The sequence below is a fragment of the Marinobacterium mangrovicola genome, from assembly GCF_004339595.1.
Classification (GTDB): domain Bacteria; phylum Pseudomonadota; class Gammaproteobacteria; order Pseudomonadales; family Balneatricaceae; genus Marinobacterium_D; species Marinobacterium_D mangrovicola.
The window spans coordinates 25,034-44,259 of record NZ_SMFU01000010.1; the positions used below are offsets into that span (position 1 = coordinate 25,034).

A 19,226-nucleotide genomic window follows, 5' to 3' on the forward strand; every position below is an offset into this window, starting at 1 on the left:
GCGATGCAGTATGCCGCCCGTGTAAAAAGCGCTCGTGGAAAAAACGCGCGTCTAAAAAACCTGGCTTTGGTGATCGGGGCTATCAGCTTGCCCGCACAGGCGGAGACAGTGACAAATCTGGACACCCTGGTGATCGAGGCTGATGCGCTTAATGCCGATCCGGGCGGCACCATGAAGAGCGCAGCACCGGCAGACAGCCAGTCGCTGACCCTGGGTAATGTGGGTAAAGAAAAGATCGAATCCCTGCAGGTTAACGATATTTCGGAGGCGATCGACACCATCTCGGGTATCCATCGTATCGGTGGTGGCACCAACTACGACTATGTCTCACGCGGATTCAGCCTGACCCGTGATAACGTCAAGATGGATGGCATGAACGCCTGGGCGCTGAAAGATCAGAGCATGCCCGCTATTCTGCTGGACGACGTGGAGGTGCTGAAGGGCGTGGGCTCCATGTTCTACGGCAGCCAGGAGCCGGGCGGCACCATCAACCTGGTGACCAAGAAACCACAGGCCGAGCGTTACAACGAGATTGATCTGCAGGGCGGCGCCTGGCTCAGCGACGATACGGATGCCGGCTGGGGTAAGAGTGCGCTCTCCTTCGATTCCACCGGTGAGATGGGCGACCGCAAAGACGTTCTTTACCGGGTGATCGGCGAATATCGTGACGATAAGGGGTTTCGCGACGATGAGGACAAGGACGGTTACTTCCTGGCGCCGATGCTGACCTGGCTGATCGATGACAGGCAGTCACTGACGGCGCAGTTTGAAGTCACCCGCTACGACTACAATTACCCGTCCGGTCTGGTAGCGGCTGATTCCGATATCAAGCAGGTGGCCGATATCACCACCAACTATCTCGGTCCACAGAACGATGCCACCGATGAAGGTGTTTCGGCATCGCTGACCTACAATCGTGACCTGGGTAACGGCTGGAGCAACGTCACCAAGTGGCGCAGCGTCTGGCACGAAGATGAACGCGCCAACTTCTGGGTCCGCTCGGTGAGAGATGGCACTGTGAAACGTTCCTACCGCCATCTGCTGAACAAGCAGGAGAACCACTCGCTGGACTCCTACTTCACTGGTGAGGTGATGACCGGTTCTATTGCCCACCGCCTGACGCTGGGTGGCAGCTACGCCTACACCCGCAACGATTTTAATCGCCTTAACTGGGGCAACATCGACAGCGCCCTGGATCTGGATCTGTATAACCCGGTTCATGATTACATCGATCTGGACAGCATCAGTAATGGCGATGGCCTGCACCGGGTGTTTACCTACGACACCTACAGTCTCTACGGCCAGGATGTGATCGCCCTGACCGATAAGCTGGATCTGCAGGCGGGGCTGCGCTATGACTGGCAGCATCGTGAGATGGAAGCCAAGGCGTACACCAATGTCAGCGGCCGGTCTTACGAAGCGGAGCTCTATGAAACGAATGAAGACTTTCTGACCCCGACTCTGGGGCTTAGCTACCGGCTCAATAACGACTGGCGTCTGCACGGCTCTTACTCTGAGTCTTACGAAACCAGTGCCGTCAGCAATACCGATGCCGATGGCAACACCTTCGATCCGGAGACCGGCAAGCAGTACGAAGTCGGAATTCACTACACCCCGGCGGCTGACTGGAACGCCGAGCTGGTGCTGTTCCAGATCAACAAGGAAAACGTGATCGTCAGCGGTGATGATGGTTACAGCGCAGCCCTGGGTGAAGTGCGCAGCCGCGGTGCGGAGCTGGGACTGGGCTGGAACCCAACTTCACGTCTGGCGCTGCAGGCAAGCTATACGCTGCTGGATACGGTTATTCTCACGGGCGACCAGGACACTGCGGATAACGAAGAGGGGAATGAATTCCTCAACTCGCCGCATAACCAGCTGAGTCTGCAGGCGCAGTACAAGGCCAGCGAGGCGCTGGATCTTGGCGCCGTGTTCTTCGCCCAGAGTCGCCGCTACGGCAGCAGCGATAATGAACTGGAACTGCCGGGCTTTGGCCGCCTGGATCTGACCGCCAGCTACCAGCTGAGTCCGAATATGGATATGGGCCTGGCGCTGAAGAACGTGTTCGACAAGCAGTATTACCTGGCGGCAGACCGGGATACGGCCGTCTACCCGGGCGCACCGCGCTTCCTGCAGGCAAGCCTCAAGTACCGGTTTTAAGGTCGGTTACGACCCCAAAAAACCGCCGCACACTGCGGCGGTTTTTTGTTCACTCCAGTATCAGGACTTGGTCACATTGGGTGGTGTCCGGAACAGATGCACATCCAGCTGCGGGAAGGCGATCTCGATACCGGCATCCTTGAACAGCTGATCGATGCGATGATTCAGCCCGTCGGTGACCGGAATTCGGTCCTCCATGCGGCTCACATAGACGCGCAGGTCGAAGTCCAGTGAGCTTTCTCCAAAGGCGCGGAAGTAGGCGCTGGGTTCTGGATCTTCCAGTACTTCGGGGTGCTCCTCGGCGGCCTGGATCAGCAGTTCTTTTACCTTCTGTGTATCGCTGCCATAGGCGGCGCCCACGGTCAGTACGATACGGGTGGTGGCGTCGGTCAGAGACCAGTTGATCAACCGCTCGGTAATAAAGGTCTTGTTCGGAATGATCACTTCCTTGTTATCCCAGTCCACCAGCGTGGTGGCGCGGATCTGGATGCGGGATACATTGCCGGTGACATCGCCAATGGTGACCGTATCGCCGATACGGATCGGTTTTTCGAACAGCAAAATGATGCCTGAGACGAAGTTCGCCACGATCTCCTGCAAACCAAAACCGAGACCTACACCCAGTGCGGCCACCAGCCATTGCAGTTTGCTCCACTCCAGCCCGAACTGACTCACACCGGACATGGTGCCGACCAGGATCAGGGAGTACTTCAGCAGCGTGGTGATGGCAAAGTTACTGCCCGGCGTCAGGTTGATATGACGCAGCACCAGCAGTTCGACCAGGCCAGGCAGGTTGTAGGCCGCCAACAGCGTCAGACCCAGAATCAGCAGGCCGCCGGCAATATCGGCGAGGGTGATCGCTTCAAGCACCTGGCCATCGGGTGTGCTCTGGTAGGTGTTCCACAGGGGGACCCGGTCGAGAATATGCAGCGTCGGCAGGGCATCGCCCATGGTTAACCAGAGGCCGAGCACCAACAGGGCGATGCTACTGATTTTGAGTAGTGTACGGGTCTGCAGCGAGATGGTTTTGAGGTCGTAGTAGTTCTCCTCGACTGGGGCTTCCTCCTCCTGGTTTTCGCGTGCGGCCAGCTGTTCGGCGCGCTTTTCCAGCGCCTGTTTGAACGCCAGGCGGCGCTCTTCCACCAGCAGCCAGCGAACGCCCAGGCGGTAAAACATGAACACCAGGGCGACCTGCAAAATGACGACTGCGAAAATCAGCATCAGGAACAGGGCGCCGAACAGGAAACCGGCGAGGCCGAGCCCGAACATCACCAGGTTGAAGCCGATCATACCGCCGATCCAGAGGCGCGAATCCTGCCACCATCTCGGCTCAGAGGAGAGCTGGTTGAAAGCGTTGCTGGTTTTCCACATTACCCACCAGAATCGGGTCAGCGTCAACGTCAGCAGCAGAAACAGCAGCCGCCCGCCGGAGGAGAGTAGAGCCTGCTCCTCGATACCATCAGCAATGATCAGTCCGGCCAGTAACGGCAGGCTGACGAAGCAGAGAATCTGCACCTCCCGGTTGAGAATACGGCAGAGCTGAACCGGGATATCCAGGTGTGCGCTGAGTAGCCCGTACGGTGTGGTCAGCCAGCCACGGATACATTGAGCAATAAACACAAAAGCTGCGATAACCAGGAGCAGCGGGCTGATCGGGTCGTGCAGCGGGTGTGCCGGGTTGAGGTCACTGTGCAGCAGTAACGCCAGTACAGGGATCGGAGCGGCGATGATCGGGGCGCCTACCAGCAGTTTCAGCGTGCGGCTAAAGCGGTCCTGGGTAACGCGGCCGATGTTGTCATGCCAGCGCTCCCGGTTGGCCTTGAAATAGCGCCGCAGCATCACCGACAGCACAGCTAACAGCAGCGGAATGGCGATAACCAGCCAGAACGGGAGCTGGCCTCGCAGCAGGGAAATCTCACTGTTGAACTCAGCCAGGCGATCGCGCAGTTGACCCAGTCCCTGAAACAGGTCGCTCAGCCACTGGCCGCTGATCGGGGCGATGGTGGGTTGCCAGAGCAGGTGCTGATCTACCAGAGTGCGTGCCTGCTGTAACTGCTCATTGATCTGCTGCTGGGTACTGAGCATCTGCGAACGCACATTGATCAGCTGCTGGCGTGACTGCTGGATCTGCTCCAGCAGACGCACACGGTTTTCCATAATCCGGTCATATTGGTCCAGGGCGTCCTGGTCCAGTGCTTTGACCTCGTCCGGTGGGTCCGCCTTAAGCTGTTTGGTGTTGAGCAGATCACGGTCGCCGTTCAGCTTGGCGAGGCGCAGGCGGCTGATATCGGCACGGGTCGTTTCCAGGTCGATGGGGCGGATCAGCTGGCGGGCAAAACGATGCAGATCGGCACTGAGCTGTGGAATATCTAGTTCCAGCTGCTGTTGCACCAGGCGGTAGCGTTCGCCGATCTGTGATAGCCGGCTCTCCAGATCGCGCTGACGATTGTTGCTGGTTTCGAGGTCGCGGACCAGCCGGCGCAGAACGTCACTGTCGCTCTGGTTCTGTTGGCTGACCTTGGCGAGTGGCTCCGGCAGATCGTCCGGTGCAGGCTGAACGCTGGCGAGGGTGCTTTCGAGTTCGTCACGTCTCTGGCGGCCGAGGGCGCTCTGCATTTTGTCGAGCGCATCCGACAGCTGGCTGACCTTGCGTCGTGCCAGGGCCAGCCTCAGCTGGCTCAGCTCGTTCTCGCCGGGCAGTACCAGCAGTTCCAGCTCCAGTGTCTGGGCGCGCTTGGCCTGTTCCTGGGTGAGTACCTCTTCCAGGGTACGGCGCGCTTCGCGCAGGTTGTCCGGCAGGTCTGAGCCCAGGTTCTCCGATGGCGGAGGACTCTGCTTCAGGTGTGCCAGTTCGGCCCGCAGGTTGATCAGCTGCTCGTCGTTCTTCTGTACAGCCTTGTCCAGCTCATCGCGCAGCTGCTCCTGCTGCACCAATTCTGCCTTGGTCTGGATAACCTGCTGCTCAAGATGGTCTACATCATTAATAGCGGCGCTGAGATCCAGCTCCTGCGGCGGCTGGGCGAGCTGGTCGCGCAGCTTCTGCAGCTCTTCAGGCTGGCGGGCGATCTGTTCGTTCAGCGTCTGGGTGCGCTGCTCCAGGTCGTGCAGCGATTCTAGGGCGCTCTTGGTTTTTTCATAGGCTTCGCGCAGAGCCTGGGTCGAGGGGCTGGTATCATCCGGCTTCAGCTTTTCCAGCTGTGAGGCGATGGCGCTGCTGGCGGGGAGTGCCGCCTGGGTGCTGTTGATGCCGGCGAAAATGAACAGTAACAAGCCGAACAGCAGTGAAAGCCCCTGAGTTGGGCGTAACGTGTTAACCATATGAGTGAACAGCTCCCTTGAGACAGCGTAACGGAAGAGTACCTTTATCTATTGTGGTCGAGCCGAGAGGGATAGGGAAGCAGCCATGAGCGACTATAGCCTGAATATCCCGTCGCCCGGGTTTGACGCTGCCGGGGTCAGAGCCTGTCTGGCTGATCAGCTTGAGCCACCAGCGGCAGAGCCCCAGTTGGCGGCCTACCTGGCCTGTTACAACCTCAGTGACCTGGCGGAACGTGCCGATTACGCGATAGGTCGCCTGGAGCTGGCAGGCACAGAACTGGTGGTACAGCGTTTCTTTCAGCCGGTTTGCGCCAAAGGAACCGTGTTGCTGGTGCATGGCTACATGGACCACGCAGGTCTGACCCGTCCTCTGCTGGAGCGGTTGTTTCAACAGGGCTGGAATCTGGTGATCTACGACCTTCCCGGACATGGACTCTCCGCGGGCGAACCTCATGATGTGGACGATTTCTTTCGCTATACGGATCAGCTTGCCGCATTGGTGCGGCAACTGCGCGCCGAGCTCTCTCATCCATTGAGCCTGGTGGGACACAGTACCGGTGGCGCCATTATCCTGACGCTGCTGCTGCGCGAGACCGGGCTGACATCGGCCGAGCTGAATCGACCCGTGCTGTTGGCGCCTCTGGTCAGGCCGACACAGTGGCGCAGCATCCGCTTTAAATACCGCTGGCTGAGTCCCTGGCTCAAGCGGGTGAAGCGGTTCTATCAGACCAACTCCCATGACCCGGAGTTCCTGCGGTTTATCCAGTCCGGTGATCCTCTGCAGCACGCATGGATCTCTGTGGGTTGGGTTGGCGCCATGCTGACCTGGATAAACTGGGTGGAGGGGCACAGCCCCAGTGCCTGGCGTCCACTGGTGCTCCAGGGCAGTGAGGATACGACGGTGGAGTGGCGGCATAACCTGGGCGTACTGAAAGCGCTGTTTCCGCAGGGTGAACAGAGAGTTATCGAGGAGGCCCGACATCATCTGATCAACGAGGCAGACCCTTGGCGGAGCGAGGTATTTGACCAGCTGCAGGCATTTCTGGAGGCGGAAATAAAAACGCCCGGCACTTTCTAAGGCCGGGCGTTCAGAGTCACGGGATAACCGATTAGAACAGGCGGCGGCAGCGGATGGTGCCGTCGATTTCGCTCAGTTTTTCCAGCGCGACGTGGGAGTAGTCGGCATCAACATCGATGACCACGTAACCGACAGTCTCGTTGGTCTGCAGGTACTGACCGGAGATGTTGATATCGTTGTCTGAGAAAACGTTGTTGATCTTCGACAGCACGCCTGGGATGTTCTGGTGAACGTGCAGAATACGGTGAGACTGCGGGTGCTCCGGCAGTGCCACTTCCGGGAAGTTGACGGAAGTGATGGAAGAACCGTTGTCGCTGTACTTGGCCAGCTTCTCGGCAACTTCGTAGCCGATGTTTTCCTGGGCTTCCATGGTGGAGCCACCCACGTGCGGGGTCAGGATAACATTGTCGAATTCACGCAGCGGGCTGATGAACTCGTCATCGTTGCTGCGCGGTTCAACCGGGAATACGTCCACGGCGGCGCCCAGCAGTTTGCCGCTATCCAGCGCAGCGCAGAGTGCTTCGATATCCACCACGGTGCCACGGGCTGCGTTGAGGAAGATGGCGCCATCTTTCATCTGCTCGAACTGCACCTGGCCCATCATGTTCTGGGTAGAGGCGGTTTCCGGAACGTGCAGGGTGATGATGTCGCACATGCCGAGCAGTTCAGCCATGGAGCTGACCTGGGTGGCGTTACCCAGCGGCAGCTTGGTGATGACGTCGTAGAAGTAGACATGCATTCCCAGGCCTTCGGCCAGTACGCTCAGCTGGGAGCCGATGCTGCCGTAGCCAACGATACCCAGCTTCTTGCCGCGGATCTCATAGGAGTTCTTCGCGCTTTTCTGCCAGATGCCGCGATGGGCTTTGGCGCTCTTCTCGGCTACGCCGCGCAGCAGGATGATCGATTCGGCAAGCACCAGTTCCGCCACGGAGCGGGTGTTGGAGTAAGGCGCGTTGAATACGGCGATACCGGCCTGAGTAGCTGCCTTCAGGTCAACCTGGTTGGTGCCGATGCAGAAACAGCCAACAGCAACCAGCTTCTCGGCGGCTGCGAACACCTTCTCGGTCAGCTGGGTACGCGAGCGAATACCGATGAAATGCACATCTTTGATGCGCTCGATCAGCTCCTCTTCAGGCAGGGAGCCGGTGTGGTATTCGATATTGGTGTAGCCCTGGGCATTCAGCGTGTCGACCGCTGACTGGTGCACGCCCTCCAGCAGCAGGATCTTGATCTTGCTCTTATCGAGGGAGGTGGATTTGCTCTTCATCTGCAACGGGTTCCTAACTTTCGCCAAAAATGTCGGCTGGTGGTAAGAAAGCGCCGCATTGTAGCACAAGCCCTTGAATATAGGTGTGCTAGGCAAGCCAGTGTTGCGGAAAAATTCTCAGCTGATCTTGAAAGGATTTGGAGAGAGGCCGACGCGAGGCGTCGGCCGGAAGAGGCCGCCGACTCAGCTGTAGAAGCAGAGGTAAGCGGTGGTTTTGCTGACCTTGAGGTCGAAGGAGAGCCCGGCAGCGATGCTGAACTCGGTTCCGGCGGGGAACGGCTGCCAGTCACTGCTGCCCGGCAGGCGCACGACCAGTTCACCGCAGGTCACTTTCATCAGTTCATTCTGGCTGGTGCTGAAAGTGTATTCGCCCGGCGCCATCACACCGGAGGTGACCGGGCCGTCCGGGCCTTCAAATGCGATCGACATTACCTTGCCGTCGAAATACTCGTTTGTACTCAGCATCAACGCTATCTCCGTAAAAAAAGAGGCATAATAGTGACATATTGTCGATCTGTCATGTGTGGGCCTGATCCAGCAGAAAGTCGACAAAGGCACGGTTGGCCCGGGAAAGGTAACCCTCCTTGCGCCAGGCGATGGAAAGATCCAGCCAGACCTGCTGCTCGAAGGGGCGGGCCACCAGATCCGAGGCGTCGGAGATCGCCATCTCCAGCAGTGTGGAGATAGAAAAACCCTGGCGCACGATCTGCTTGATTAAAGGTAGCAGGTTCGTCTCGAAACCGATCTTCGGATCGTAGTTGTACTCCTTGGCCAGACGGTCGAGCACCTCGCGGTGGAAATACCCCTCCTTGAACACCACCAGATCCTCATGGAAAAACTGCTCGTAGGTCACATGTTCCTGTTGGGCCAGGGAGTGCTCTACGGGCAGTATCGCCATCATCTGCTCACGCAGAAAAACATGGCTTTCCAGCTCTTCCGGCGGTCTGTCGCTGACGATTACACCCATATCGATCTCGCCTTCGGACAGCATCTGCTGGATCTTGCGGGTGCCCGATTCGATCACCGTGAGCTGCAGATTAGGATAGCGGTGGCGAAAGGCCATCAGAATCGGCGGGAAATAGTAGGAGCCGAGCATGCTCGGTACACCGATACGCACTTCGCCACGCTTCAGACCGTGGATCTCGCGCATCTCCAGCTCCGCATCGGCGGTGGCCTGAACAATGCGGCGGGCATGCTGCAACAGCACCCGGCCCTCATCGGTGAGTTCTATACTGCGCTCACGGCGGTGGAACAGATTCAGCTCCAGGCTCTGCTCCAGTTTACGCACCGCCATGCTCACCGCAGGTTGGGCCACATGCAGCTTGCGGGCGGCGGCGGTAAAGCCGTTGGCATCGACCACAGCGAGGAAGTAACGCAGCGCTTTAATATCAAGCATAACGACTCCTTATCGTATCGATAATAATTATATATTTTTATTATGAGATCGCGATCCCTATCCTAGCTGCAGTCATCCGAACCTGTGGGGAATAAGCATGATCGAACTGGGACATCCGACATTCTGGCGCGCGACTCTGGCCCTCTGTCTCGGCTCCTTCATGATCTTTGCCAATGTCTATGTGACCCAGCCGCTGCTGCCGATGCTGGCGCAGGATTTCAATGTATCGCCGCTGCTGGCGGGCTGGACCTTCACCGTCACCACGCTGATGCTGGGCCTGTCGCTGCTGCTGTACGGGCCGCTCTCCGATGCGCTTGGCCGCCGCGGCATCATGCTGCTGACCATGGCTGGTGCGACCCTGACCACCTGCTCGCTCTCCTTCGTGAATGACTACACCTCACTGGTGGTGCTGCGTGCGCTGCAGGGCTTTTTCCTCGGCGGTCTGCCTGCGATTGCTATCGCCTACATGGGCGACGAGTTCACCAAACCCGCGGTGGCAGTGGCGGTGGGGCTTTATATCTCCGGCAACAGCCTGGGTGGCATCGGTGGCCGCTTGATCGGTGGCTTTGTCGGCGAGTGGCTGGGCTGGAACAGCGCCTTTATGGTGATGAGTGTCGTCAGCCTGGTCTGTCTGGCCGTGTTTGCCATTGCGCTGCCCAAGTCCGAGCATTTCAAACCGCAGCGGCTGCATCCCGGGCGGATGCTGAAAGACCTGGGCAGCCATCTGCGCAACCCGATGCTGGTGATGGCCTATATCATCGGCGGGCTCAACTTCTTTATCTTCGTGAACCAGTACAGCTACATCACCTTCGTGCTCTCCGACGAGCCCTATAATCTGTCATCGGCTTTCCTTGGTATGCTGTTTTTGACCTATCTGACCGGCACCTTCGGTTCGGCAATCTCCGGCAAGGTGGCGATGCGGTTGGCGCAGCCCTGGTGTATGGCGCTGGGAATTATGATTTTGATGGCCGGCTCGCTGTTGACCCTGTCACACAGCCTGGTGCTGATCATTGCAGGCTTCTTCGCCAACAGTTTCGGTTTCTTTTTCGCTCACTCCAGTGCCAGCAGTTGGGTCAGTCATAATGCGACTCACGCCAAGGCCAGTGCCTCATCGCTCTATCTGGTGTTCTATTATCTGGGTGCCAGCAGCGGCGGTTTCTACCTGCATCCGTTTTGGGAGCATTCCGGCTGGCCGGGGGTGATTGTCGGCTCGCTGCTGGTGCTGTCCGTAACGCTGGCCTGCTCCTGCTGGCTGGGGTTGCGTAACCGGGCGGTGCTGGCTGCAGCGTAAAACTGGCGTATCATGCCGGGATCGATCTGTATCCAAAGGGAGAAGCTCATGAGTTATCAACACAGCCTGGCAGATGGCTCCGCGCTGAGTCTGCCGGTGGGCAAGGTGGTCTGTATCGGCCGCAACTACGCTGAGCACGCAAAGGAACTGAACAATGAGGTTCCCACGGAGCCGCTGCTGTTTATTAAGCCGGCCAGCGCCATCGTACCGATGGATACGCCGATCACCGTGCCCCGCGAGCGCGGCGAAGTGCACTTTGAGACCGAGCTGGCGATCCTGATCGGCGAGCGCATGACCGATGTGGATGAGCAGGCGGCGCAGCACGGTATCGCCGGTATCGGCCTGGCGCTGGACCTGACCCTGCGGGAGCTGCAGAGTGAACTCAAAAGTAAGGGCCATCCCTGGGAGCGGGCCAAGGCGTTTGACGGTTCCTGCCCGGTTTCCCCTTTCCTCACGCCTGCCACCGTAGGCGACCTGAATGATGTGCAGATTCGCCTGACGGTGGATGGTGATGTTCGCCAGGATGGTAATTCCGCCCAGATGATCACGCCGATCCTCAAACTGATCAGCCACGCCAGCAAGTGGTTCACCCTGGAACCGGGTGACGTCATTCTAACCGGTACTCCTGCCGGCGTCGGCGAACTTAAGGTCGGTGACAAACTCTGCGTCGAGATCGTCGACCTGCTGCGGATCGAAACCGAAGCGAAATGACCCGAGGCAGCGGCTGGCTGCTTCTCCTGCTGTTCTGCCCGCTTTTGGCGGACGCTCAGCCGGGTTGGCAGCGGCCGGGCTACATTGTCGATAGCCTGATCGAAGTGGCATTGCGCTCGGAGTACGGTCGTGACCCCATGCGACTGCGAAAGTGGACCGAACCGGTCAGGGTGCACGTGGATCATCGTGTGGGTGATCCGGCGCTGCATAACGAGCTGGTCGACGCCCAGTTGTCACAGCTGGCCGATATAACCGGTCATTCAATACGCCGGGTTAGCGGCGCTGGCAATGTGGATCTTGTTCTGCTGCGACAGAGTGATCTGGCCGTCTTCTGGCGGCAGCGTGCCGGAGAACCGGTACCGGGAGGCGCGCTCTGTTTAGCCCGGATCTGGGTCGATGAGCAGAGTCGCATCCAGCGGGCGCTGATTGCCATTCCCGTGGATCGAGCCCGTGAGCGCGGGCGGCTGGTGAGCTGTATTGTCGAAGAGCTGACCCAGATCCTCGGCCTGCCTAATGACTCCGAAAAGGTCTTCCCCTCCATCTTTAATGACAAGTCCACCGACCAGCTGCTCAGCGGTCTGGATTTGGTGTTGTTACGTCTGCTTTATGATCCAAGGCTTGAGCCCGGCATGGGGCCGGACGCCGTGCGCAGCCACGCAAAAACGGTTCTCGCAGAACTGACTGCCAGCGGTGTGGTCGATAAAGCGGATACATGGGTACGAAAGGGCGCCATGTATCGCCTGATGGGTTATTGAGCCGGACACTTCGGCTGCATGCTGGCATACTGCCGGCAATCAAGTTTACTCAGCCATAAGGAGAGACGATGCTCTGGGTTAAGGTGTTTCATATCTTGGCAATGACCAGCTGGATGGCGGGGATTTTCTACCTGCCACGCATTTACGTGCATTACGTGGAAGGGCGTGCCGCAGGGCAGGATGTGACCCGGCTGCAGATCATGGCGCGCAAGCTGTTTGGCTTTATGAGCGTGATGGCGCTGTTTACCCTGGGCTTCGGACTCTGGCTCTGGTTTGGCTGGGGAATCAGCGGGGGCTGGCTGCACGCCAAGCTGCTGTTTGTGGTGCTGCTGATGGGCTATCACCACGCCTGCTGGATCTACCTGAAGAAGATGCAGCGTGGTGAACTGAACAAGAGCGGGCGTTATTTCCGCCTGTTTAACGAAGTGCCGCTGCTGATATTCATCCCGATATTGATCTTTGTGGTCGTTAAACCTTTCTAAAAGACTGTCGAGAAGCTATCTGCGTTGCCGGAGCGAACAAGGCTTTTGCTCCGGTAATCCTTTCGAAAGTTAACCGGCCTGTCGAATGCGCGCTTCCAGCCGTTCGGCACGTTCGCGCAGTTCATCCACCTCATCCATAAAGATCTCAATCTCGACCCGCGTTGGCAGCAGTTTCGCTTCTTCCTGGAGATATTCCCTGGTGCTCAGCAGCAGTGAGCTGGCGCTGTCGCGGCTGTAGCCGAATAGGGAGCGGAGCGCCTTGGCGGCCTCGTGACCGGCCGCATCGCCCATCAGGTTGCCGAGCCAGGCCTCCCAATCGATACGCGTGTCCGCCAGGGTGGATTGCAGCTTGTGGGCGAGGGTGGAGTCGCCCCTGAGGCTTACGCCCTTGCCGAACAGCACCTCATTACCGGCGATCGGCAGACGTGCCAGCAGCAGTGCGCTGCCGCAGATCGTCACATCCGCGTTGCCTTCATAGTGATGCAGCAGGTCGAGACCCGCGCCATGGGGCAGAACGTAGAGATGAAACACCGGCGAGGTGGATTCGATGGCGATCACCTTGCCAGTCAGCGCGCCGAGCCGGTCCAGAGTGGCCGGATCGTTGGCCAGCAGACGGTTCAGGCTGGATTCTGCCAGTGACAGCACACTGGCGTTCAACAACTGGAACGGCATGGGCACCTCCGTTGCTCGCGGCGCTTAGGGTTTGATACCGGTGTGCAGGGCGACGACGCCGCCGGTCATGTTCTGGTAGCGGCAGTTGACGAAGCCGGCGTTGGCCATCATCTGCTTCAGTGTTTCCTGATCCGGGTGCATACGGATCGATTCGGCCAGGTAGCGGTAACTTTCAGAGTCGTTGGCGATAACCCGGCCCATCTGCGGCAGTACGTTGAAGGAGTAGAAGTCGTACGCCTTGGTCAGCAGCGGGTTGTTGGTCTTGGAGAACTCCAGCACCATCAGTTTGCCGCCGGGCTTCAGCACGCGGTTCATCGAAGCTAGCGCTGCATCCTTGTCGGTGACGTTACGCAGGCCGAAGGCGATGGTGATGATATCGAAGCTGTTATCTTCGAACGGCAGGCACTCGGCGTTAGCCTGAACGTATTCGATGTTGCCAGCGGCGCCGGAATTGATCAGCTTGTCGCGACCCACTTTGAGCATGGAGTCGTTGATATCGGCCAGGACCACGCCGCCGGTGGGGCCAACGATGCGGGAAAACTTCAGCGTCAGATCACCGGTACCGCCGGCGATATCGAGCACTTTCATACCGGCGCGGGCGCCGCTCTGCTCGATGGTCAGACGCTTCCAGAGGCGATGGATACCACCGGACATCAGGTCGTTCATCAGGTCGTACTTGCCCGCCACCGAGTGGAATACGCCGGCAACCCGTTTTACCTTTTCGTCGACCGGTACTTCCTGATAACCGAAATCAATGGTGTCCTTCTTTTTCTCGCTCATCGTCCGCTCAATAACCTGGTGAAAGATGGCTGCATTGTAGCGCCCGCCGGGGGCGTTTGTCCTGTCCCAGTGCGGCTTAGCTGCGTTGCGTCAGCCGCGCGCGATCAGGCCGCCATCGCGGCTGGCGCCGGCGGCTGCCAGATCGGCCAGGTACTTGTCCCAGTAGGTCTTCTGGTCGTGGGCCAGATCATGCAGGTATTCCCAGGTGTAGAGCCCGGAGTCGTGGCCGTCATCGAAGATGATTTTCAGCGCGTAGTTGCCCGAAGGCTCCACGCCCTTGAAGCCCACATGCTTTTTGCCGACCTGCAGAACGCCCTGGCCGATGCCGTGACCGCGTACTTCGGCGGAAGGCGAGTGTACGCGCAGGAACTCGGCGGTCAGCTCGAAGCTGCCGTCCGGGTAGACGAGCTCCAGGGTGCGCGATTTCATATGCAGACGGATATCCGTCGGTAGAGGTACTTCGTCGGCCATTTTGGCCCCTCCCAAGTAAGGTTTCAGCCGCATAGCGGGCGGCTTTGCATAAGCTTCCATCCTTAAAAAGGACAGAAACAGGAAGAGGTGGCGTGAAAGGACGCCGTATGACTACTTCCACTGCGTGTTGTTTTCTATGACCGGTTTCGCCTGCTGGCGAGATAAGGTACTTGTACGGACAAGTACCTTATCAATCCCAAACCGCCCCTATGCCTTGGTCGGCTGCGCCGACTGCCCTGTGCTTCTCGTCTGAAAGAGCGGGAAAGGAAACTCGCTCCTTCGTCGCTCAGACAGCCTTTCCCTTGTTTCTCTTTCAGCCTGCGATGCTCGGCAGCGCCAAAGGGGAATTTTGCTGCACTCAGCCGGTGTATTTTACGACCGTGTGATCAGCATTTTGACAGGTTTCTTCAGGTATTAATAAAAGCGCCGGCATTTGAGGCCGGCGCGGATTCGATCAGAGGATGTAGTGACTCAGATCCTCGTCGCGGCTGACTTCGCCGAGCTGCTCATCGACAAAGGCGCGGTCGATGCTGATGGTTTCGCCGCTGCGATCCGCTGCAGAGAAGGAGAGCTCCTCCAGCAGGCGTTCCATCATGGTGTGCAGGCGGCGGGCACCGATATTTTCGGTGGTCTCGTTGACCTGGTAGGCCAGCTCGGCGATGCGGCTGATACCCTCCTCGGTGAACGTCACATCAACACCTTCGGTGGCCAGCAGAGCACGATACTGCTCGGTCAGCGACGCCTTGGGTTCTGTCAGGATACGACGGAAATCTTCCGGCGTCAGGGCCTGGAGTTCGACGCGGATCGGCAGACGGCCTTGAAGCTCGGGGATCAGGTCTGACGGGCGCGCCAGGTGGAAAGCGCCGGAGGCGATAAACAGAATGTGGTCGGTGCGGATCACGCCGTACTTGGTGCTGACGCTGCAGCCCTCGATCAGCGGCAGCAGGTCGCGCTGCACGCCTTCGCGGGAGACGTCGCCGCCGCTGTTGTCGGCGCGTTTGCACACCTTGTCGATCTCGTCGAGGAAGACGATACCGTTCTGCTCGACACGCTCAACGGCCTGCTGCTTGATCTCGTCCTCTTTGACGAGGCCGGCCGCTTCTTCATCGGTTAGCAGCTTGAAAGCTTCCTTGACCTTGAGGCGGTGCGACTTCTTCTTGTTCTGACCCATGTTGGAGAACAGGTTCTGCAACTGGCTGGTCATCTCTTCCATGCCCGGCGGTGACATGATCTCGACACCCATCGGCTGCTCGGCAACCTCGATGTCGATCTCCTTGTCATCCAGCTGGCCTTCACGCAGTTTCTTGCGGAAAACCTGGCGGGTGGCGGAGTCGGTTTTGCTGGCGTTTTCCTGCTCGAAACCGCTGCTGCGTGCCTGCGGCAGCAGGGCGTCGAGAATACGTTCTTCGGCCAGCTCTTCGGCGCGGAAGCGGTGCTGCTCCATCGCCTGTTCGCGCACCATTTTCAGCGACATTTCGATCAGGTCGCGGATGATGGTTTCCACATCGCGGCCGACGTAGCCCACTTCGGTGAACTTGGTGGCTTCAACCTTGATGAACGGGGCGTTGGCCAGTTTGGCCAAACGGCGGGCGATCTCGGTTTTACCGACACCGGTGGGACCGATCATCAGAATGTTTTTCGGGGTGACTTCGGCGCGCAGCTCTTCATCGATCTGCATGCGACGCCAGCGGTTACGCAGGGCGTTGGCCACTGACTTTTTAGCTTCTTCCTGACCGACGATATGGCGGTTCAGCTCATGAACGATTTCACGGGGGGTCATGTTGGACATGGAGCGCTCCTCAGCCTACGGATTCGAGCTGTTCGATGGTCAGGTTGTCGTTGGTGAATACGCAGATACCGGCCGCGATATTCAGGCTTTTTTCGACGATGTCACGGGCGCTCAGATCGGTGTTGTCGACCAGTGCACGGGCGGCAGAAAGCGCATAGTTGCCGCCGGAGCCGATGGCGATCACGCCATCTTCCGGCTCAATGATGTCGCCGCTGCCGGAGATCAGAAATGTCTTTTCACGGTTGGCCACCAGCATCAGTGCTTCGAGACGGCGCAGGACGCGGTCGGAACGCCACTCGCGGGCGAGCTGAATGACGGCGGTCAGAATGTTGCCTTGGTGCTTGTCCAGCTGCTGTTCGAACAGATCACGCAGGGTGATGGCATCGGCGGTGCTGCCGGCAAAACCTGTGATTACTTTGTGCTTGGGCAGGACATTGACCTTGCGGGCGCTGCCCTTCATTACCGTGTTGCCCAAAGACACCTGGCCGTCGCCGCCGACGACGACTTGATCGCCGCGGCGAACAGAAACGATTGTTGTCATGACAGAGGATACCCTGTTTGCCAGTTTGTATTGCCTACAGATATGGTTCTGGCGATGGGGATTTCAAGGGTAGCGGGGACGATTGGGGCGGGAAAAACGCCCGCTGGGCGATCCGGCTTTATTGAGCACGGATCTCCAGCGGGTTGATGTTCAGCTTGTAGAGCTTGTTGGCCGCCGCGTTAACGTCGGCGCGGGTGTCGAACGGACCGGTGCGGACCCGGTACCAGACCCCGTTACTGCCTTCGGTGCGACTGGTCTTCACATCCGGCAGTCCGGCCAGAATCATTCTGGCGCGCATCTGTTCCGCGTCATCGGCACTGCGGAAGGAGCCCGCCTGCAGCAGGATCTTGGTTTCCAGCTTGGCGGTCTTCGGCGTGGAGTGGTAGGCCGATTCCTCCGGCGGTTCCACCTTGCTCTTGGGCAGCATTTCGTAGAAGTCGAAACGATCCCTTTCCGGTTCCGGCGCGGGTGCCGCCGGTGCCGGTTTAGGCTTGGCCGGTGCCGGCTTTTCCACCTTGGCGCTGGGTTCCAGAGTCGGCTTGCTCACCTGGGGTGCGCCGGCCGGGTTCTGAACCAACAGGTAGATCAGCACACCAAGCCCGCCGATACCGATCAGCGACAGCAGTGCCAGGCCCCAGGGGCGGCGCGGAGGAGGCGGCGGTGCCGCCTTCTTGCGAGGTGCCGGTTTGCGGCTGGCCGAGTTGTTGGCGCGGCGTTTCTGCGCGTAGTCCTGTCGTGCCATAAAGCCTTACATCTGCTCCGGTGCGCTGACGCCGAGGAGTTTGAGGCCGTTGGCCAGCACCTGGCGCACGGCGGCGCTCAGGGTCAGGCGCGCGTTGCGCAGCTCGGCATCGTCGATCAGCATCTTGTGGGCGTTGTAGTAAGTGTGGAAGTCACCGGCCAGATCACGCAGGTAGTTGGCCAGCAGGTGCGGCTCGTAGTTAAGCGCAGCGTTCTGCAGCAGCTCAGGGTACTTGCTCAGCGTGGTGACCAGATCCTTCTCCGCCTCGGTATCCAGGCGAGTCAGGCTCTGCAGGCCTTCGTCCTGGGCCCAGGCGTTGCCCTGTTCTTCCAGTTTGCGCAGCACCGAGCAGACACGGGCGTGGGCGTACTGGATGTAGAACACCGGGTTGTCCTTGGTTTCGGACTTGGCCAGATCCAGGTCGAAATCCATGTGCTGGTCGGCCTTGCGGGTCACATAGAAGAAGCGGCAGGCGTCGGCGCCCACCTCTTCACGCAGTTCGCGCAGGGTGACGAAGGAGCCGGAGCGGGTGGACATCTGCACGCGCTCACCGCCGCGATACAGGATCGCGAACTGCACCAGCTTGACGATCAGGCGCTCAGGATCGTAACCCAGTGCCTGGATCGCCGCTTTCACGCGGGTGATGTAGCCGTGGTGGTCCGCGCCCCAGATGTTGATCACCTGGTCGAAACCACGCTCGAACTTGTTCATGTGGTAGGCGATATCGGAGGCAAAGTAGGTGGTCTGGCCGTTGGCGCGCTTGACCACGCGGTCCTTGTCATCACCGAACTCGGTGGAACGGAACCAGATGTTGCCCTCTTCTTCGTACAGGAAGCCTTTCTCTTCCAGCATCTGCAGCGCTTTTTCCACGTCGCCGTTGCTGGTCAGGGAGCGTTCGGAGAACCATTCCTGGTAGTCGGCGCCGAATTCGCCCAGATCTTCACGGATATCGCTGAGGATGGCGTTGAGGCCGGCATCGAATACCAGATCGTAATCCTCGCCCAGCAGTTCGCGGGCGCGATCGATCAGGCCGTCGATATGCTTTTCCTTGTCGCCACCGGCGGGCTCGTCCGCCGGGATGTCAGCGAAGACATCAGCCACCGGGCGCTGCAGGCGGTCGCCATGGCTCTTTTCCAGGTCATGGGCGATATCGCGGATGTAGTGACCCTGGTAGCCGTTGGCCGGGAAGGTCAGTTCGCCATTGAGCAGTTCCAGGTAACGCAGCCAGACGCTGACCGCGAGGATGTTCATCTGACGGCCGGCGTCGTTGACGTAGTATTCGCGCTCGACGTTAATGCCGGCCGCTTCCAGCAGGTCAGATACGGTAGCGCCGTAGGCAGCGCCACGACCGTGGCCCACGTGCAGCGGGCCGGTCGGGTTGGCGGAGACAAATTCCACCTGAACACGCGGTCCCTTGCCTGCTTCGGCGCGGCCGAACTGATCACCCTGGGCCAGGATGTCGCCGATGACGGCGTAGGCGGAGGCCTGGGTGATAAAGAAGTTGATGAAGCCGGGGCCGGCGATTTCGGTTTTCGCCAGGCTGTCGGAAGCGGGCAGAGCGTCGCACAGCTTTTGCGCCAGTTCACGCGGGTTGCATCGGGCCGGCTTCGCCAGTGTCAGGGCGATGTTGGAGGCGAAGTCGCCGTGCGCCTTGTCGCGGGTGTTCTCAACCATGATTTTCGGTTGAATGTCCGCCGGCAGCGTACCGTCGGCGACCAGTGTCTGCAGCGCAGAGTCGATCAGCTGTGCGATGAGTTCTTTCATTAACCTACCCTG

At 59.2% G+C, this 19,226-nt stretch carries 17 protein-coding genes; 6 read left to right on the forward strand and 11 right to left on the reverse strand.

Annotated elements, in window-relative coordinates; all coding sequences use genetic code 11:
- Positions 1-108 precede the first annotated feature (108 nt).
- A complete protein-coding gene (locus CLV83_RS15695) occupies positions 109-2,157 on the forward strand; it encodes a TonB-dependent siderophore receptor (protein ID WP_165900328.1) in 2,049 nt (682 codons plus the stop codon).
- A 60-nt stretch (positions 2,158-2,217) separates the two neighbouring features.
- On the opposite strand, the gene CLV83_RS15700 is transcribed toward CLV83_RS15695, so the two are convergent.
- Entirely contained in the window at positions 2,218-5,475 is a 3,258-nt protein-coding gene (locus CLV83_RS15700; RefSeq protein ID WP_132294512.1) for a mechanosensitive ion channel domain-containing protein, read from the reverse strand.
- Positions 5,476-5,560: 85 nt separating this feature from the next.
- On the opposite strand from CLV83_RS15700, the gene CLV83_RS15705 reads away from it, so the two are divergent.
- Entirely contained in the window at positions 5,561-6,553 is a 993-nt protein-coding gene (locus CLV83_RS15705) for an alpha/beta hydrolase (RefSeq protein ID WP_132294515.1), read from the forward strand.
- Positions 6,554-6,584: 31 nt separating this feature from the next.
- Here CLV83_RS15705 and serA read toward each other — a convergent pair whose 3' ends face one another.
- The 3 genes from serA to CLV83_RS15720 all read right to left on the reverse strand — a co-directional run bounded on the left by serA (position 6,585) and on the right by CLV83_RS15720 (position 9,216).
- Positions 6,585-7,820, reverse strand: a complete 1,236-nt coding sequence (gene serA / locus CLV83_RS15710) for a phosphoglycerate dehydrogenase (RefSeq protein WP_132294518.1) — start codon at positions 7,818-7,820, stop codon at positions 6,585-6,587.
- Between the two features lie 183 nt (positions 7,821-8,003).
- The gene (gene ppnP, locus CLV83_RS15715; RefSeq protein WP_132294521.1) at positions 8,004-8,285 is read right to left on the reverse strand and encodes a pyrimidine/purine nucleoside phosphorylase; all 282 of its coding nucleotides are present in this window, start codon (positions 8,283-8,285) and stop codon (positions 8,004-8,006) included.
- A gap of 52 nt (positions 8,286-8,337) precedes the next feature.
- Complete coding sequence (locus CLV83_RS15720; RefSeq protein WP_132294524.1) at positions 8,338-9,216, reverse strand: LysR family transcriptional regulator; 879 nt, start codon at positions 9,214-9,216, stop codon at positions 8,338-8,340.
- Between the two features lie 97 nt (positions 9,217-9,313).
- On the opposite strand from CLV83_RS15720, the gene CLV83_RS15725 reads away from it, so the two are divergent.
- The 4 genes from CLV83_RS15725 (at position 9,314) to CLV83_RS15740 (ending at position 12,455) form a co-directional block, all read left to right on the forward strand.
- Complete coding sequence (locus CLV83_RS15725) at positions 9,314-10,507, forward strand: MFS transporter (RefSeq protein WP_132294527.1); 1,194 nt, start codon at positions 9,314-9,316, stop codon at positions 10,505-10,507.
- A gap of 48 nt (positions 10,508-10,555) precedes the next feature.
- Positions 10,556-11,218, forward strand: coding sequence for a fumarylacetoacetate hydrolase family protein (locus CLV83_RS15730; protein ID WP_132294530.1), 663 nt, complete (start codon positions 10,556-10,558; stop codon positions 11,216-11,218).
- Positions 11,215-11,973 (forward strand): DUF2927 domain-containing protein, encoded by a 759-nt coding sequence (locus CLV83_RS15735; RefSeq protein WP_132294533.1) that lies wholly within the window; start codon positions 11,215-11,217, stop codon positions 11,971-11,973. Before CLV83_RS15730 ends, CLV83_RS15735 begins: the two co-directional genes overlap by 4 nt.
- Before the next feature lie 68 nt (positions 11,974-12,041).
- The gene (locus CLV83_RS15740; RefSeq protein WP_132294536.1) at positions 12,042-12,455 is read left to right on the forward strand and encodes a CopD family protein; all 414 of its coding nucleotides are present in this window, start codon (positions 12,042-12,044) and stop codon (positions 12,453-12,455) included.
- A 69-nt stretch (positions 12,456-12,524) separates the two neighbouring features.
- Here CLV83_RS15740 and CLV83_RS15745 read toward each other — a convergent pair whose 3' ends face one another.
- The 7 genes from CLV83_RS15745 to argS all read right to left on the reverse strand — a co-directional run bounded on the left by CLV83_RS15745 (position 12,525) and on the right by argS (position 19,214).
- Complete coding sequence (locus CLV83_RS15745) at positions 12,525-13,127, reverse strand: ubiquinone biosynthesis accessory factor UbiJ (protein ID WP_132294539.1); 603 nt, start codon at positions 13,125-13,127, stop codon at positions 12,525-12,527.
- Positions 13,128-13,151: 24 nt separating this feature from the next.
- Positions 13,152-13,907: a bifunctional demethylmenaquinone methyltransferase/2-methoxy-6-polyprenyl-1,4-benzoquinol methylase UbiE gene (gene ubiE / locus CLV83_RS15750; RefSeq protein ID WP_132294542.1), complete on the reverse strand. Its 756-nt coding sequence runs from the start codon at positions 13,905-13,907 to the stop codon at positions 13,152-13,154.
- A gap of 90 nt (positions 13,908-13,997) precedes the next feature.
- Complete coding sequence (locus tag CLV83_RS15755; RefSeq protein ID WP_132294545.1) at positions 13,998-14,378, reverse strand: gamma-butyrobetaine hydroxylase family protein; 381 nt, start codon at positions 14,376-14,378, stop codon at positions 13,998-14,000.
- A 454-nt stretch (positions 14,379-14,832) separates the two neighbouring features.
- A complete protein-coding gene (hslU, locus tag CLV83_RS15760) occupies positions 14,833-16,167 on the reverse strand; it encodes an ATP-dependent protease ATPase subunit HslU (protein WP_132294548.1) in 1,335 nt (444 codons plus the stop codon).
- Between the two features lie 10 nt (positions 16,168-16,177).
- On the reverse strand, positions 16,178-16,708 hold the full coding sequence (gene hslV, locus CLV83_RS15765) for an ATP-dependent protease subunit HslV (RefSeq protein WP_132294551.1): 531 nt from the start codon (positions 16,706-16,708) through the stop codon (positions 16,178-16,180).
- A 118-nt stretch (positions 16,709-16,826) separates the two neighbouring features.
- On the reverse strand, positions 16,827-17,450 hold the full coding sequence (locus tag CLV83_RS15770) for an SPOR domain-containing protein (protein WP_132294554.1): 624 nt from the start codon (positions 17,448-17,450) through the stop codon (positions 16,827-16,829).
- A gap of 6 nt (positions 17,451-17,456) precedes the next feature.
- The gene (gene argS, locus CLV83_RS15775) at positions 17,457-19,214 is read right to left on the reverse strand and encodes an arginine--tRNA ligase (RefSeq protein ID WP_132294557.1); all 1,758 of its coding nucleotides are present in this window, start codon (positions 19,212-19,214) and stop codon (positions 17,457-17,459) included.
- Between the last annotated feature and the right edge of the window lie 12 nt (positions 19,215-19,226).